11 protein-coding genes are annotated in these 15359 nt (G+C 71.1%); 7 read left to right on the forward strand and 4 right to left on the reverse strand.

Annotated features, from left to right (window positions below; translation table 11 throughout):
• Positions 1-217 precede the first annotated feature (217 nt).
• On the forward strand, positions 218-1561 hold the full coding sequence (locus L942_RS31995) for an MFS transporter (protein WP_037367540.1): 1344 nt from the start codon (positions 218-220) through the stop codon (positions 1559-1561).
• A 143-nt stretch (positions 1562-1704) separates the two neighbouring features.
• Here L942_RS31995 and L942_RS32000 read toward each other — a convergent pair whose 3' ends face one another.
• On the reverse strand, positions 1705-2862 hold the full coding sequence (locus L942_RS32000) for a DUF418 domain-containing protein (RefSeq protein ID WP_037367542.1): 1158 nt from the start codon (positions 2860-2862) through the stop codon (positions 1705-1707).
• A 154-nt stretch (positions 2863-3016) separates the two neighbouring features.
• Between L942_RS32000 and L942_RS42245 the strand changes: the two genes are divergently transcribed.
• From L942_RS42245 to L942_RS32020, 4 genes are all read left to right on the forward strand, one after another.
• A complete protein-coding gene (locus tag L942_RS42245; RefSeq protein WP_158684568.1) occupies positions 3017-3550 on the forward strand; it encodes a hypothetical protein in 534 nt (177 codons plus the stop codon).
• An 8-nt stretch (positions 3551-3558) separates the two neighbouring features.
• Positions 3559-4230, forward strand: coding sequence for a two-component system response regulator CseB (gene cseB / locus L942_RS32010; RefSeq protein WP_037367544.1), 672 nt, complete (start codon positions 3559-3561; stop codon positions 4228-4230).
• A complete protein-coding gene (locus L942_RS32015; protein ID WP_037367545.1) occupies positions 4227-5417 on the forward strand; it encodes a sensor histidine kinase in 1191 nt (396 codons plus the stop codon). The genes cseB and L942_RS32015 overlap by 4 nt, the downstream gene beginning before the upstream one ends.
• A 290-nt stretch (positions 5418-5707) precedes the next feature.
• Positions 5708-8983 carry a GH92 family glycosyl hydrolase gene (locus L942_RS32020; protein WP_037367548.1) on the forward strand — a complete coding sequence of 1092 codons (3276 nt, stop codon included), beginning with the start codon at positions 5708-5710 and terminating at the stop codon, positions 8981-8983.
• A 70-nt stretch (positions 8984-9053) separates the two neighbouring features.
• On the opposite strand, the gene L942_RS32025 is transcribed toward L942_RS32020, so the two are convergent.
• Both L942_RS32025 and L942_RS32030 read right to left on the reverse strand, forming a co-directional pair.
• Positions 9054-11069 carry a glycosyltransferase gene (locus tag L942_RS32025; protein WP_037367550.1) on the reverse strand — a complete coding sequence of 672 codons (2016 nt, stop codon included), beginning with the start codon at positions 11067-11069 and terminating at the stop codon, positions 9054-9056.
• Positions 11066-11683 (reverse strand): DUF998 domain-containing protein, encoded by a 618-nt coding sequence (locus L942_RS32030; protein ID WP_235079530.1) that lies wholly within the window; start codon positions 11681-11683, stop codon positions 11066-11068. The genes L942_RS32025 and L942_RS32030 overlap by 4 nt, the downstream gene beginning before the upstream one ends.
• Before the next feature lie 406 nt (positions 11684-12089).
• Here L942_RS32030 and L942_RS32035 point away from each other — a divergent pair, with 406 nt between their 5' ends.
• Both L942_RS32035 and L942_RS32040 read left to right on the forward strand, forming a co-directional pair.
• On the forward strand, positions 12090-12671 hold the full coding sequence (locus tag L942_RS32035) for an OmpA family protein (RefSeq protein WP_037367554.1): 582 nt from the start codon (positions 12090-12092) through the stop codon (positions 12669-12671).
• Positions 12668-13840: a polysaccharide pyruvyl transferase family protein gene (locus L942_RS32040; RefSeq protein ID WP_037367555.1), complete on the forward strand. Its 1173-nt coding sequence runs from the start codon at positions 12668-12670 to the stop codon at positions 13838-13840. The genes L942_RS32035 and L942_RS32040 overlap by 4 nt, the downstream gene beginning before the upstream one ends.
• Here L942_RS32040 and L942_RS32045 read toward each other — a convergent pair.
• Entirely contained in the window at positions 13833-15149 is a 1317-nt protein-coding gene (locus L942_RS32045; protein WP_051166395.1) for an MFS transporter, read from the reverse strand. The genes L942_RS32040 and L942_RS32045 overlap by 8 nt on opposite strands.
• Positions 15150-15359 lie beyond the last annotated feature (210 nt).

Below are 15359 nucleotides of genomic sequence, written 5' to 3' on the forward strand. Positions count from 1 at the left end.
CTTCGGCGGCCCCGAGGTGCACGAAGGCCTCGCCTCGCACCGCGAACGCCGCAAGCCGGACTTCACCCGGGTACATTAGTCCTCTGTGGACAGTTCTCCGGCGGACCGCGCGTCAGCGGGAGAATGAACGCCTACCCCTCTCGGCTTCCGTGGAGACTGCACCGCCTCTGACGCTTCGGCCCGCACCGAACGGTTTCCGCGTCACCCTGGACAGGTGATGGCACCGAACTCCGCACGCAAGCAACGACTCGCACTGATCGCGCTCTGCCTGCCGTTTTTCGTCGTCCAGCTCGACGCGACCGTGGTGAACGTCGCCGTCGAAGCGATCCGGCGCGACCTCGGCGGCGGCCTGGGCGGCGAACAATGGGTGATCGCCAGCTACACCATCGCGCTGGCCGCGGGCATGCTCACCGCGGGCTCGCTCGGCGACCGTTACGGTGCGCGACGAGTCTGTGTCCTGGGGACTGTCGTGTTCGGCGTCGGGTCCGCGCTGTGTTCGCTGGCCCCGTCCCTTCCCGTGCTGATCGTCGCGCGGACGCTGCAGGGTGTCGGCGCGGCCGCGCTGCTGCCGTGTTCGCTCGCGCTGATCGTCCGGCAGTTCCCGGAGCCGCGAGCTCGGGCGCACGCGCTCGGCCTGTGGGGCGGCATCGCAGCCATCGGCCTCGCGACCGGTCCGGTGGCGGGCGGCGTGCTGATCGCACTGGTCGACTGGCGGGCGATTTTCTGGGTCAACCTCCCGTTCGCCGCCCTCGCCATCGTGCTGACCTGCCGGTACGTCGTCGAGTCGCCGCCGCGGGAGCGTCGCCTCGACCCGTACGGGCTCGTCCTCGGCACCGTCGCGCTGTCCGCGCTGGCCGGCGGGCTGATCCAGGTCGGCCGGTCCGGCTGGGCCCTCCCGCTGATCGCCGCCGGGCTGTTGACCGGCCTCGCGTTCGTCCTGGCGGAACGGCGCCGCCGCGATCCGATGCTGCCGCTGGCGATCTTCTCGTCCCGCCCGTTCTCCGCGGCGAGCACCGCCGGGCTGCTCTTCAACTTCTGCTTCTACGGCACTCTGCTGTGCCTGTCGCTGTTCCTTCAGGGCCCGCTGCGCCAGAGCGCGTTCGCGACCGGCATGCTGACGCTCCCGCTCACCCTCGCGATCGGCATCGGAGCCACCGCCAGCGGACGGCTCACCGCCCGCTTCGGCCCGCGCGTCCCGATGCTGACCGGCTTCGGCCTCGCCGGACTCGGCGCGCTCCTGCTGGCCGCGGCCGATTCCCTGCCGCTGGTGCTGACCGGCGGCGTGGTGCTGTGCTGCTGCTCGATCGCGATGCCCGCGATGACGTCGGTCGCGATGTCGACGCCTCCCGAGGAGCACACCGGGCTGGCCAGCGGAGTGCTGAACACGGCCCGGCAGACCGGCGGCGCGCTGGGCACCGCGGTGCTCGGCACGCTGCTCACCGCCGGGTCGACGATGTCGCTGAGCATCCCGATGACCGTGGTCGCCCTCGGCTACGCGGCGGCGGTCGGCTGCACTCTGCTGGCCACCCGCCGGAGGGAACCGTCCATGGCCGGTCGCTAGCCCGGCAGCACGACGCCCGATCCGAAGCCGGGAACTCAATCGCGTCCGCGACTTCCCGCGGAGCCATCTTGCTGGCCCGCCGTGCGCACCCGCGCGACGGCGCTGCGCGGGATCCGCGGAACCGCCGGACCTCGCGCGGAGGCTCACGGCACGAGCAGCGTCGCCCGGTGCAGCAGCCATTCCAGCGGGCCGCGCCGCCGCCAGTGCCGCCACGCCACCGAGGCGGCCAGCATCACCGCGACGACCGTCACCAGGAACACGAACGAATACGGCTGCGGCACCAGCTTCAAGACCGCGAAATGCGCCGCGTACCAGGTAAACGCCATTCCGCCGGCCGCGGCGAGCGGCCACAAGGCACGGCGGCCGAGGGGCCGGTCCAGGGCGATCAGCAAGCCGCCGAGCAGCACCATCGCCACGCCGATCATCAGTGCGATGCCGAACGGGCTGGTGGCGTACAGCGAGCCGTCCGGCGGCATCGCCAGGAGCACCTGCCACGGCATTCCGGGCGGCGGGCTCGTCGCGATCGCGTCGGCTCCGCCCAGCGGGTAGGTCGCGATCCACGAAGCGAGGGCCGAGCCCGAAGCGAGCACGAAACCGGTGTACAGCAAGCGGATCCGAACCTCGCGCGCGCGAAGGTCGAGGCGGCCGATCGCCATGCCCGCCAAGGCCAGCGGCAGGCCATAGGCGATCTGGAAGCCGCCGCCGAACAGCAGCATCTCCTTGAAGAACTCGCCCCACTGCTCGGGATGCCCGAAGATCGCCAGGCCGCTCGCCGTGTCGGCACCGGAACGCAGCCAGTCGGAATGGGAGTTGAACACCCAGAAGGCGTAGAGCGTCACCGCGGGAACGGCGATGCCGGACAGAAGGAACAACGTCCGCGCGCGCAGCCGGGTAAGCGGCAGCAGGAGGAGCAGCAGCACCGCGTAGTACTCGATCACCGAGCTGCCGTATTCGTCGATCGCCAGGCTGAGCAGGAACAACACCACTGCCCGGACCGCGAGCCTGCCGCGGGCGCGCCGCTGTTCGTTCCCGGCGTACGGGGTCGCGCCTCCGGTCATCAGCGCCGCGGACAGCCCGAAGAGCAGCACGAACAGGCTCATCGCGCGGGACGACGTCTGCGTGTCCAGCCAGGTCAGGATGCCGGGCGCCTGGTCGGGCGGGCCGCCGTGCAGCCAGCCGCTGGCGAAGAAATGCTCGACGAACACCCCGACGATCGCCAGGGCGCGGACCGCGTCCACGCCCAGCAGCCGTCCCTTCGGCACCCGCGTTTCCGCCGGGTCCCGCACCGCTTCCGTCCTCATCGGACTCCTCTCCCTGGTCGGTCCCGGCCAAGGTAGGAACGGCGGATCACCACCGGCCTCGATCCGCGTTGCGGCTGCCCGGAGGAAACCCATCGGTCTGGTAACAGCGCTCACCGAGCAGCGCGCGGACGGCAAAATGGCTACTGTGCAAGGCATGCGGAGGACGGTGCTCGCGGCGATCGCGCTGCTGTCGCTCACCGCTTGCTCCGATGTGGACGGTGTGCGCGTCGCCGGTCCGGCACCGCCGGCATCGGCCGTCCCGGCACCGGCGAGCAACCCCCGCGGTCCGACGGTGGACGCCGTCGCTCTGCTGCGCGCGGACCCGACGGTCAGCGCGCGGACGAAGGAGGCGCTGCGCCCGTGCCCGAACGGCGCGATCGCCGGGTCGTATCCCGTCCGCACCGCCTATCACGAGCTGACCGGCGAGGTCGACGTCGTGGTGAACGTGTACCCGTGCGCTGCGGCCGGCGCTCCGGGCACGGGCAGCAGCGGCGCGGCCGGGGTGCCGGTCAGCGCGTATCTCGGCGGCTACGTCTACACCGTCCACGGGAAACAGCTGTTCAAGCTCGAGAACTCCGGCGCGCTGCTGACCGTGCTCGACGGGCAGCTGGCCACGATGTCGGCGACCGGGCCGAACAACGGGGTCACCCGCTACCGCTGGACCGGCCGCGGGTTTTCGCCGGAGTGAGAGGGGACATGACGCAGGTACTGCTCGTCGAGGACGACGACGTGATCCGGGAGGCGACCCAGCTCGCCCTCGAACGCGCCGGATTCGGGGTGTCGACGGCCGCGGACGGGCTCGCCGGGCTCGACCGGTTCCGCACGGATCCGCCGGACGTGGCGTTGCTCGACGTCATGCTGCCCGGGCTCAACGGCGTCAGCCTGTGCCGCCGGATCCGCGAGGAAAGCCGGACGCCGATCCTGATGGTCTCGGCCCGCGACGACGCGGTCGACGTCGTGCTCGGGCTCGAAGCCGGGGCCGACGACTACGTCACCAAACCGTTCGACACCGCGGTCCTGATCGCGCGGATCCAGGCGGTGCTGCGACGGAGCGGCTGGTCCGGGCCGGAGGAGGACGCGTTCGTCCGCTTCGGCGATCTCGAACTCGACCGCGCCGGGCTGGACGTGCGCCGAGCCGGGCAACCAGTGGACCTGACGCCGACCGAACTCCGGCTGCTGCTGCGCTTCGCCGAGTCGCCGGGCACAGTGCTCAGCCGGGACACCCTGCTGGCCAGCGTCTGGGATTACGCGTGGGGCGGCGACACCCGGGTGGTCGACGTCCACGTGCAGCGGCTGCGCGCGAAGATCGGCCAGGACCGGCTGCAAACCGTGCGCGGCTTCGGATACAAGCTCCGCGCCGAGCCGTGAAATTCTTCCCGGCCACGCTGCGGTGGCGGCTGACCGCGGCGGTGACGCTCGTGTCGGCCGCCGTCGCGTTGACGTTGAGTTTGCTGGTGCATCAGCAATTCGCGCGCACCCAAGCCGACCAGGCCCGGCACGCGCAGGACGAATGGATCCAGCTGCTGCTGCGCAATCCCGGCGTCGACGGCCAGGTCGACGATCCGGCGCTGCCCGTTCCCCTGCGCGACGCCGTCCGCGGCGGCAACCGGGCGACCTATTTGGACGGACCGGTCCTGTGGGCCGCGGCCGAAACCGGAGGGCATATCGTTTCGGTGCGGGCCAGCTACGCGGCGCAAACGCAGGCACTGGCCACTTTGGACCGGGAGCTGCTGGTCGGCTCGGCGGTGGTGACTGTCGCCGGAGCGCTGCTGGGCGTCGTGCTCGGTGCCGGGATGGCGCGCCGGCTCCGGCGGGCCGCGGACGCTGCCCGCGAAGTCGCCGACGGCGCTCCGGCCCGGGTGCGCGACGCGATCGGGCCGCGTCCGCGCGACGAAGCGGCCGACCTCGCGCAGGCAGTGGACGCGATGGCAGACGCCCTGCAGGCTCGGCTGGCCGCGGAGCAACGGGTCACCGCGGACATCGCGCACGAGCTGCGGACTCCCGTGACCGGCTTGGTGACCGCGGCCGAACTGTTGCCGCCGGGCCGTCCCGCGGAACTGGTCCGCGACCGGGTAGCGGCGCTTCGGTCGCTGGTGGAGGACGTGCTGGAGGTGGCCCGGCTGGACACCGCCGCCGAGCGGGCGGAGCCGGCGGAGATCGACCTGGCGGAGTTCGTCCGGCGGCGGGTGCCGGACGCGGTGGCCCCGGCCGCGGTCCGGGTGCGGACGGATCCCCGGCGGCTGGAACGGATCCTGGCGAACCTGCTGTCGAACGCGGCCAGGCACGGGGCCCCGCCGGTGACGGTGGAGGTGGCCGGCCGGTGCGTGGCGGTCAGCGACCGGGGGCCGGGATATCCGGAGGTGCTGCTGCGGGAAGGCCCCGCGCGGTTCCGGACCGGCACGGACTCGCGAGGCGGCGGGCACGGGCTGGGGCTCACGATCGCGGTCGCGCAAGCCCGGGTGCTGGGGGCGGAGCTGGAATTCGCGAACCTTCCCGGCGGCGGGGCGCGGGCGGTGCTGCGGTTGCCGGAGCCGGCTTGCCCGGACGGGGATTGAGACCCGCTCGGCGGCGCGCAAACGTCCCTGCGGGCCGCTGATTTCTTCCAGGTGCTCCGCACGGACGTCGCGGGGACGGGAAAACCAAGCGCCCCGTCTCGGCCCGGCGCACCGCGTCTCTTGGCCAGCAGCACGGCAGCGAAACCGCCGCACCCGGGCGTCCGGGTCGGAAGCTGTCCCGTTGTCGGCCTTCTCAAACCCGCGGCGGGATGACAAGCTGCTCACCAGCCGGTCGCCTCCGCACCGGCTCGCACGATGACAACGTTGTCAGCCCTGGAGGTAGCGCGTCCATGTGGTCGCAGAAGAGACGGGTGGCCGCGGTCGCGGCGGCGGGCTTCGTGGTGGCCGGGCTGGTGTCCGGCACGCCCGCGGGCGCGGCCCCGGCGGCGGGTCCGGCGCCGGATCCGGTGTCGCTGGTCAACCCGTTCGTCGGCACGCAGAACTTCGGCAACACCTTCCCCGGGGCCAGCGCCCCGTTCGGCATGGTCCAGGTCAGCCCCGACACCGGCGGCCAAGGCGGCTACGACTACCAGCAGAATTCGATCTACGGCTTCAGCCAGACCCATCTGTCCGGCGTCGGCTGCGGCGTGATGGGCGAGTTGCCGGTCATGCCGACCACCGGGGCCGTCGACTCGGTGGACAAGAACTCGTACAAATCCGAGTACAGCCACGCCGACGAGAAGGCCGAACCCGGTTACTACCGCGTCGGATTGAAGAAATACGGCGTCAACGCCGAGCTGACCGCGACCCCGCGCACCGGCTGGCAGCGTTACACCTTCCCGTCGACCGGCCAGGCCAACGTGCTGTTCAACACCGGCCAGGCGAACCAGTCCGTCAAGGATTCCGAGATCCACGTCGTCGGCGACCGGACGCTGGAGGGTCGCGTGCGCGCGGGTGGCTTCTGCGCCGGGCACGACGAGCACACCGTCTACTTCACCGCTGCCTTCGACCGCCCGTTCGCCTCCTTCGGCACCTGGCGCGGCAGCACCCGCACCGCAGGCAGCCGCGACGCCGCGGGAACCGGCGGCAATGGCGCGTGGGTCAGCTTCGACGCTGCTACCGACCATGATGTCGTCTTGAAAGTGGGACTTTCCTACACCGGTCTCGCCGGCGCGCGGGACAATCTCGCGAAGGAAACGGGCGACAGCTACGACTTCGACGCCACCCGTGCCGCGCTGCGCAAGCAGTGGGCGGACCGGCTCGGTGCGATCAAGATCAGCGGCGGCACCACCGAACGGCAGACTGCCTTCTACACCTCGCTCTATCACGCACAACTGCATCCGAACCTGGCCGGCGACCTCAACGGCGACTACGCCGGGTTCGACGGCAAGGTCCACCGCGCCGACGGCTACACGCCGTATCAGAACTTCTCCCTCTGGGACACCTATCGCCCGCAGAACCAGTTGCTCGAAATGCTGGAACCGCAGGTGGCCCGGGACGTCGCGCTGTCAGTCGTGGCGATCGGCCGCGACGGCGGCTGGCTGCCGAGATGGGCACTGGCGGGCAGCGAAACCAACATCATGACCGGCGACCCGGTGACGCCGTTCCTCGTCGAGGCCTGGTCGAAGGGCTTGCTGGCCGGGCACGAAGAAGAGGCGTACGCGCTGCTCAAGAAGAACGCGACCAGCACCCCGCCCGCCGATTCGCCGTACAACGGCCGCTCCGGCGTGAATTACTACAACGACCGCGGCTACATCCCGAGCGGCCTCACCCTCGGCAAGGACTGCGCGGCCAAGGGCGGCGACAACGACTGCGAACACCCGACGTCGGCCACCATGGAGTACTCCGCCGCGGACGCCGCGCTCGCGTTGATGGCCCAGGGTTTGGGCCACCAAGCCGACGCGCGCACGTTCGCCGGCCGCGGCCAGTGGTACCGCAACGTGTGGAACGCCGCGGACAAGCAATTCCGTCCGCGCACCACGGACGGCACCTGGCTCACGCCGTACGATCCGGTCGACGCCGACCACCAGTTCCACGAAGGCGGCGCCTACCAGTACCAGTGGCTCGTCCCCCAGGACCCGGCCGGGCTCACCGAGCTGATGGGCGGCAAGCAGGCGACCGAAAAGCGGCTCGACTCCTTCTTCGCCTACGACAACCTGCTCAAGGACCCGGCGGGCACCGCGCGCAAGGACTGGATCGCCAGCCCGTACGACTACTACGCCAAGGCCACCTACAACCCGAACAACGAACCGGATCTGCTTTCCCCGTACCTGTACAACTGGGTCGGCGCGCCGGCGAAGACCGCTACTGTCGTCCGCACGGCGATGACACTGTTCACTACCGGCCCGGACGGCATGACCGGCAACGACGACCTCGGCACGATGTCGGCCTGGTACGTCTTCTCCTCGCTCGGTCTCTATCCGACGATGAGCGGTGCGAACTTCCTCGCCCTGTCCAGTCCGCAGTTCGAATCGGCGACCGTCCGGATCGGACAGTACGGCGACCGGCAAGGCGGAGCGCTCAATGTCACCGCGCCCGGCGCGAGCGACACGAACCGTTACGTGCAAAGCGTTTCGCTCAATGGCCGAGACGTCCGGCAGACCTGGCTCGACTGGTCCGCGGTCGCGCACGGCGGCAACCTCGCCCACCGGGTGGGTGCGACACCGTCCAGCTGGGGCACGCAACCGGGCACCGAACCGCCGTCGGTGAACAAGGCGGCCGGCGATGCGCGTCGGCATGTCGACGCGACGCTGCGGCCGAGTTCCGTTGTGCTGCCCCAGCAATCAGCCGCGCAGACTGTCCACTTGAACCTGGACGTGCTCGGGCAGAATCCCGGCGCGCAGCCGGTCTTCGTGACCTCGTCCGCGCCGTCCGGATGGCGGGTGCAGACCGAACCGCTGCAGCTGTTGTGGTCCTCGCGGCTGCCGACGCAGAAGACCGCGCCAGTCACCGTGACCGTGCCGGCGAACACGCCGGTGGGGACTTATTCGGTACAGCTCACGGCAACCGGTGCCGGAGCGAATAGCGTCACCCGCAGCGCGAGCATCGAAGTCCGGCAGCCAACGGTGTGCGCCACGACCTCCGGGAACCAGTGCGCGGTCGATCTCAGCCACGACCGAAACCACGACGGGACCGCGACCGTCGCGGCGTCCACCGAGGGCAACTTCGACGGCAGCGGCTGGAGCTATGACGCTGACCTGATGCCGCCAGCCGGCCCCTTTGTCCACAATGGAGTCACCTACACGGCGCCCGACCCCACCGGCACCGCGGCGAACTTCGTGGAAGCCCGCGGGCAATCGCTGCTGCTGCCCGCCGGAAAGCACCAGACGGTCCAGGTGATCGGCTCGTCGCACAACGGTCCGGTTTCCACGTCGCTGACCGTGCACTACAGCGACGGATCCAGCGCGGATCTTCCGATGACGTTCGGCGACTGGGCCGGTTCGACCCCGTCCGGCTCGACTGTCGTGCTCGACATGCCGCACCGGATCAAGGCGGGCAGCGGGATCGACGGGCCGCCGGTGCGGCTGTTCGGCCTCGCCTCCGCAGTGGACGGTGCGAAGACCGTGCAGTCGGTGAGCCTGCCGAACGACCCGCGCGTCCAGCTCTACGCGATCACCCTCGGCTGAGCCCGGCCGGGTTCGCCGGATCCCTCCCCTTCGTCCGGCGAACCCGGCCCTCCCCCTGTCCCCAGATGTCTCACGCGGCCGCGGGCAGCGCCGCGACCCGGCCCATCGCCTCGGCATAGCAGGCCTCGAACGAATCCAAAGTGGACTCCAGCGCGTGCCCGGCGATCAGCCTGCCGCTCGCCGCCCCCATCCGCGCTCTCGTCGCCGGGTCGGCGGCGAGCGCGTGCAGCCGCTGCGCCAGCTCCCCCACGTTGCCCGGCTCGAAAAGCCAGCCGTTGTATCCCGGACGGCACAGGTGCGGCAGCGCCATCGCGTCCGCCGCCACCACCGGCTTCCCCGCCGCCATCGCCTCCATCGTCGCGAGGCTCTGCAGCTCGGCGACGCCTGGCATGCAGAAGAGATCCGCGGCCGCGTAGGCGTCCAGCAAGTCCTCTTCGGACACGAACCCGCGGAACCGCACCCGGCCGGCGATCCCCAGCTCGTCGGCCAGCTTTTCCCAGGCGGCCCGGCAGGAACCGTCCCCGATGATCTCCGCGCGCAGCCCGGGCACGAGCGCGACCGCGCGCAACAGCTCGTCCACGCGCTTTTCTTCGTCGAGCCGTCCGACGAACAACACCGTCGGGTCGGCCGAGGTTCGCGACACCGCGCGCAGCCGATACCGGTCGATGTCGATGCCGCACGACACCGGGACCGCACGCTTCGGGAAACCGTTGTCGTGCAACAGTTCCACCGCGCGCGGCGTCGGCGCGGTGACCACCCGGGCCGTCGAGAACACCCGCGTCAGGTCGCGCCAGGCCCATCGCGAGGCCGCACCGCGCAGCCAACCCGGCACTCGCACGTGCCCGAACAGGTTCTCCGGCATGAAGTGATTCGTAGCCACGCCCGGGACGCCCATCGCGGCGGCGTGCTTGAGGACGTACCTTCCGACCACGAAATGCGCCTGGACGTGCACAAGGTCCGGCCGCAGCTCCTCCAGCAGCGCAGCGACGTCCTTGCCCACCTCCCAGGGCAGGCCGATCCGGAAGGTGCGGTGGAACGGCGTGCGGTGCGACCGGACGCGGTGCACCACGACGCCGCCGTCTCTTTCGGTGCGCGCCGGGCCTTCCGGGTCGACGCTGATCACGTGGACTTCGTGGCCGCGGCCGGCGAGCCCGACGGACAGCCGGTGCGCGAACTGCGCCGCGCCGTTGACGTCCGGCGGATAAGTCTCGGCGGCGACCACTATGCGCAATGCCCGGTCGTCGTTCACAGGATGCTCCGATCTGGTGGAAGAAACAGAAGAAGAACTGCCGCGGCTCAGCACCGCGACGCCGCCGACCGCCAGCACCGCCGCGGTCAGCGCGACCGCGGTCGCCGTGGCGTCGAGGCGGGTGGCCTCCCCCAGCACCCCGGCGCCGAGACCCACTGCGACCAGCGGATCCACGACGGTCAGGCAAGCGACCGCCAGATGCGGCGGACCGCATCGATAGGACAGCTGCACGAGCCAGCCGCCGGCCAGCAGCGCCGCCCCCATCGCGGCGACGGACACCGCGGTGCCGAAGTCGACGGTCCCCTCGCGGACTTCGAGGGAAATCGCTCGCATCAACACCGAAACGAAGCCGTAGGCAGCGCCGCCGGCCGCGCCGAAACACAGTCCGCGTACCGACGGACGCGAAGCGAGCGCGCCGGTCAGCGTCAGCAGCGCCACGACCCCCAGCACCAGCAAGGCCGCCCGCGTTTGCGCGTCGGCGCCGACCTCGGTGCTCGTGGTGCTGCCCGCGGCGACGGTCACGAACGTCCCGACGCCGAGCATGGTGACCGCGACCGCGGGCAGATCCCGCCGCCGCCGGTCGAGGATCGCGGTGATCGCCACGGCGACGACCCCCACCGGCTGCACGACGGTCAGCGGCGCCATCCCCAGCGCGACCGCGTGCACCGCTGCTCCGCCGCCGAGCAGAGCCAGGCCGCCGAGCCAGCGGCGCGCCCGGATCAGTTCCCCGATCCGCGGCCGGCCGGACGCCCCGGCGACGACGCCATGCTGCAGAAGTGCGCCGGCGGAAAAGAAAAACGCGCCGAGCCCGGCCAGCGCGATGGCGAGAATCGTCATGCAACCGCCTCGGACCGGGCCATCGCGGCGACCGCGAAAAGCTGTGCGTAAAGCAGGGCGTACAGCACGCGCTCGAACAACCCCAGGAACTCCGGCACGGACTGCTCCAGCAAGGGCGCGTGGGCCAGCAAAAAGGCGAGCGAAGCGGCACCGGAGGCCAGCGAAAGCCAGCGCACCGCCATCGCTTCCGGCCGGCGGCGAGCCAGCAACCATCCCGCCAGCGGCAGGCACACGAACATCGCCGCGCCGGCATATCGGTGCACCGCACCGGAAACCGACGTCTCCGCGCCGGTCGGATCGGTCGGGAAGAACGTGGCGACGACCAATCCGGCCGCCCACAACGCGATCAGCACCGACTCCGGGCTGCGTTTCGGCAGCCCCTGCTTGAGCAAGGCGTGCCGGACCAGCAGCGACGCGCCCGCCAGCCCGAGCGAAGCCGCCGCGAGCAGCACCGCCCCGCCGGGCGGGAAGACGTAATCGCTGATGACGTCGCGGACCGGGTCGACCGTACCCGCCACCACGTGCAGCAGGAGAATCGGCACCAGCGAAAACGCCAGCGCCCCAGCGGCGATCGCGGGCGAGGCCGCCCCGGCTTTCCGCGTAATGAGGGTCACATCGCTCAGCATGCTGGCGGCGGCGCCGGGCCGGCATCGGGGAACACCCTGAGATGCACCCCGGGAATCCGGGGCCGGACCTGGGGTTCTTCCCGGCCGGAGCGGACCGGACGCGCGCCTCCGGTTCGCCGTCGGCGAGGCCGGGCGGAATGCCGCAAGACGAGCTGAATAGGACGTTATACACGGGGCGGCGCGGGCGGATCTTACTGTCCTTTGTGGACTTCGCGGGTCCCTCACCCGGGTGGATGTCAATCCGGGCGGAGCGGGCCGCGAGCCGCCGCCCTCGCCCTGCTGACGGGGCGAAACCGCACAGTGGCTCGGCGCGTTCGCCCGGCGCGCCCCGGTTGCCGCGGTCTTGGCCCCGTGTTCAGATCCCCGCGAACCCAGCCGAAGGAGCGCAATTTCCATGCAGAGGGCACTCGTCAAGGCGGTCGTCGGGGCCGCAGCCGTCATCGCGCTGGTCAGCGCGTGCGGGTCGGGCGGATCGAACGACTCGTCCGGATCCGGAGCGTCCGGGCAGAACACCGCCCAGTCCAGCGGAGCCGCACAGCCCAGCGGAGCGAACCAGTCCGGCGACGCCGGGCAGAACGGCGCGTCGGGGCAGAACGGCGCGTCCGGCCAGAACGGAGCCCCCGGGCAGGGCGGCCCGGCCGCGCAGGCGGTCACCGCCGCGATCCAGCAGGCCTCGCAGTCGTCGCCGATCAAGTTCGAGCCGGAGAAGGCGGAACTGACCGGCCAGGCCAAGGAAGGCCTCGCCGCGATCGCGAAAGCCATGCAGGGCAACGATGTCAAGCTGAAGGTCGAGACCCACGCCGGCTACCCGGACGCGGAGAAGGCGAAGAAGCTGTCCGAGGAGCGGGCGCAGGCGATCGCGAGCGCGCTCGAGGCCGACGGCGTGGCGAAGGACCGGATCCAGAGCGAGCCGACCGGAAGCGAGAAGGCGCAGGGCGACCAGGCGTTGGACACGCAGCTCAGCGTCGCTTCGTGACCCGAGCCCCGTCCCCCCGCCGGCATTACCTGGTCGGGCCGAGCGGCTACCCGAACTTCGGCGACGAACTGATCGCCGCGGCTTGGCTTCGCCGCTTGGCCCGCACCGAACCGGACGCCGAGGTCTGGCTCGACACGCATTCGCCGGGTCCGGCCCAGCATTTGTTCGGCGACCTCCATCCGCGTTTGCGCTGCACCGACACGTTGTGGCGGTTGTGCGGCGAAGCGCCGTCGGACGATCCGTGGGAAGTCGCGTCCTGGGTGCAATCCGCGGTGCACGATCCCGGCCGGGCACCGCGCTGGGACGCGGGGATCGAACTGCTCGGCAGGCTCGACGTCGTGCATGTGATCGGCGGCGGCTACGTCAACGCGCTGTGGCCCCGGCACCTGGGACTGGTGGCCGGGGCCGCGGCGGCCGCGCAGCGTTCCGGAGCCCGTTCGGCAATGACCGGACAGGGCTTCGTCCCGTTCCCGCCCGGTGCGGCCGGGCTGTTGCGCGCGCTCGCCGAGCGGTTCGACGTCGTCGACGTGCGCGACGATCCGTCCGCCGAACTCCTGCACGGCGTCGCGGGCGTCGAGCGGTCCTGCGACGACGTCTTCCTGGACCCGCGCCCGCCGACGACGCCCACGTCGCGCGAGTTCGTCCTGTGTGTCCAGTCGGACGTCGGCGCCGAGCCGCCGTCCGTGCTCGCCGCGCAGGTGCTCGACCTGGTGCGCGCGTGGCGGCTGCCGCCGGGAGAACTCGCTGTGGTGGAAGGAATTCCTCGCGTCGACCGCGAAGTTTTCGCGTTGCTGGAGCACGAGCTCCCCGGCGCGGAATTCCATCCGTTCCGCGACGTGTGGCACCGCGGCCTTCCGGTCGCGCCCGGGCAGACGTGGATCTCCAGCCGCTTCCACCTGCACCTGGTCGCCGCGGCGGCGGGCGCGACGGGCGTGGCGATCGACGTTTCGCCGGAGTACTACACCACGAAGCACCGGAGCCTGATCGAACTCGGTTCCGGATGGACGCTCGTGGCCGCCGGCACCGAGAAACCGCCGGAACGCCCTTCCGGCAACGGTTTTCCCGCGCACGTCCTGCATCATTGCGCGAACCTGAAGCGTGCGGTCGCCGAAGCCGTGTACGGACCGGAGCTGCCCAGGACCCGTACCCGGTGGCCGCGGCTCAGTTGAGCGCGTCGCGGCTCTGGTCGGCGAGCGCGCCGAGCCCGATGCACAACGCACCGGCGAGGAACAGCAGCGAAACGCCCCAGGTCGCGTGCGTCGCGGACGCTTCGACGATCGCCAGCGCGGCCAGCGGCGCGAGCCCGCCGGACACCGCTCCCCCGACCTCGCGCCCGGTGCCGAGGCCGGTGGAGCGGACTTCGGCCGGGAACTGCTTGGCCAGGAACGCCCCTTGCGCCGAAAGCATCGCCGGGACCACGATCCCGGTCGCGAACACCAGGCCGAGCCAGATGTACCAGCTGACGCCGGTGTCGAGCAGCCAGAAGAACGGGAACGCCAGCAGCCCGGTGGCGACCGCGCCGGCGACCGCGACCTTCTTCGCGCCGATCCGGTCGCTGATCCACCCGGCGACCGGCACCGTCACGATCGCCGTCCCGCTCGCGATGCTGATGCCCAGCGCGCCGATGTTCGCCGGCACTCCGCGGAAATTCGTCAGGTAGGCCAGCGAGAACGTCTTGAACACGTAGCTGACGCCGTTGTAGCCGATGGTGATCACCATGACCACGGCCAGCGCGCGCCAGTCGCTGCGGAACAGCTTCACCAGCGGCCGGTTAGCCCATCCGCGCGGCCGGTTTTTCTTGCTGCGCACCAGGTTCTCGAACTCCGGGGTTTCCGGCACCCGGCGGCGCACCCACAGCCCGACGCCGACGAGCAGGAAGCTGGCCAGGAACGGGCTCCGCCAGCCGAAGCCGTGCAGGAACTCTTTGTCCATAGTGGTCAGTCCGGCGACGGCGAGCGAGGAGACGAGCAGCCCGACGTTCACGCCGAGCGCGGGCCACGAACCCTGGCGGCCGCGTTTGCGCGGGTCGGCGTGCTCGTAGGCGACCGCGATCGCCCCGCCGAACTCCGCGCCCGCGCCGAGTCCCTGCAGCAACCGCAGCACGACGAGCAGCACCGGCGCGGCCAGCCCGGCGCTGGCGTAACTGGGCAGCAAGCCGATCCCCGCCGAGGAGACGCCCATCAGCACGAACGTCCACGACAGCACCTTTTTCCGGCCGATCCGGTCGCCGAGCGCGCCGAACACGATGCCGCCGATCGGCCGGGCCAGGAAGCCGACCGCGAAGGTCGCGACCGAGGCCATCGTCGCGGCGGCGTCGTTGCCGGGCGGGAAGAACACGTGGCCGAACACCAGCGCGGCCATCGACGCGTAGAGGTAGAAGTCGAACCATTCGAGCGCGGAGCCGGCGACCACCGCGATCCCGACTCCGCGCGGGGCTTTCCGGGTGGTTCCGACGTTGTCGTCCACAACACTGGGCATGGTCCTGCTCTCCGGAACTGGGGCACGGGCGAGCGGAAGCCAGCCTGCGCGCGCCGTTGCGTGCGTATTTAGGAACGATCGATGCGTATATCCGGATGCTAGGAGACCGCGAACACACCGGTCAAGAGGCTCGGGGAATTCGGGCTCAGCCCTGATGCGCGACCGCGCCGCGCTCGGCCGGCACCGCCGCGAGACGGCCGATCTCCGGCA

The organism is Amycolatopsis orientalis DSM 43388 (assembly GCF_000411975.1).
GTDB lineage: Bacteria > Actinomycetota > Actinomycetes > Mycobacteriales > Pseudonocardiaceae > Amycolatopsis > Amycolatopsis orientalis_D.

What these genes read in the sequence shown, in the direction of transcription:
- L942_RS32035 (WP_037367554.1), top strand. Translation starts at nt 12,090, where the DNA reads ATGCAGAGGGCACTCGTCAAGGCGGTCGTCGGGGCCGCAGCCGTCATC.
- L942_RS32000 (WP_037367542.1), bottom strand. Translation starts at nt 2,862, where the DNA reads ATGAGGACGGAAGCGGTGCGGGACCCGGCGGAAACGCGGGTGCCGAAG.
- L942_RS32020 (WP_037367548.1), top strand. Translation starts at nt 5,708, where the DNA reads ATGTGGTCGCAGAAGAGACGGGTGGCCGCGGTCGCGGCGGCGGGCTTC.
- L942_RS42245 (WP_158684568.1), top strand. Translation starts at nt 3,017, where the DNA reads ATGCGGAGGACGGTGCTCGCGGCGATCGCGCTGCTGTCGCTCACCGCT.
- L942_RS31995 (WP_037367540.1), top strand. Translation starts at nt 218, where the DNA reads ATGGCACCGAACTCCGCACGCAAGCAACGACTCGCACTGATCGCGCTC.
- cseB (WP_037367544.1), top strand. Translation starts at nt 3,559, where the DNA reads ATGACGCAGGTACTGCTCGTCGAGGACGACGACGTGATCCGGGAGGCG.
- L942_RS32045 (WP_051166395.1), bottom strand. Translation starts at nt 15,149, where the DNA reads ATGCCCAGTGTTGTGGACGACAACGTCGGAACCACCCGGAAAGCCCCG.
- L942_RS32025 (WP_037367550.1), bottom strand. Translation starts at nt 11,069, where the DNA reads ATGACGATTCTCGCCATCGCGCTGGCCGGGCTCGGCGCGTTTTTCTTT.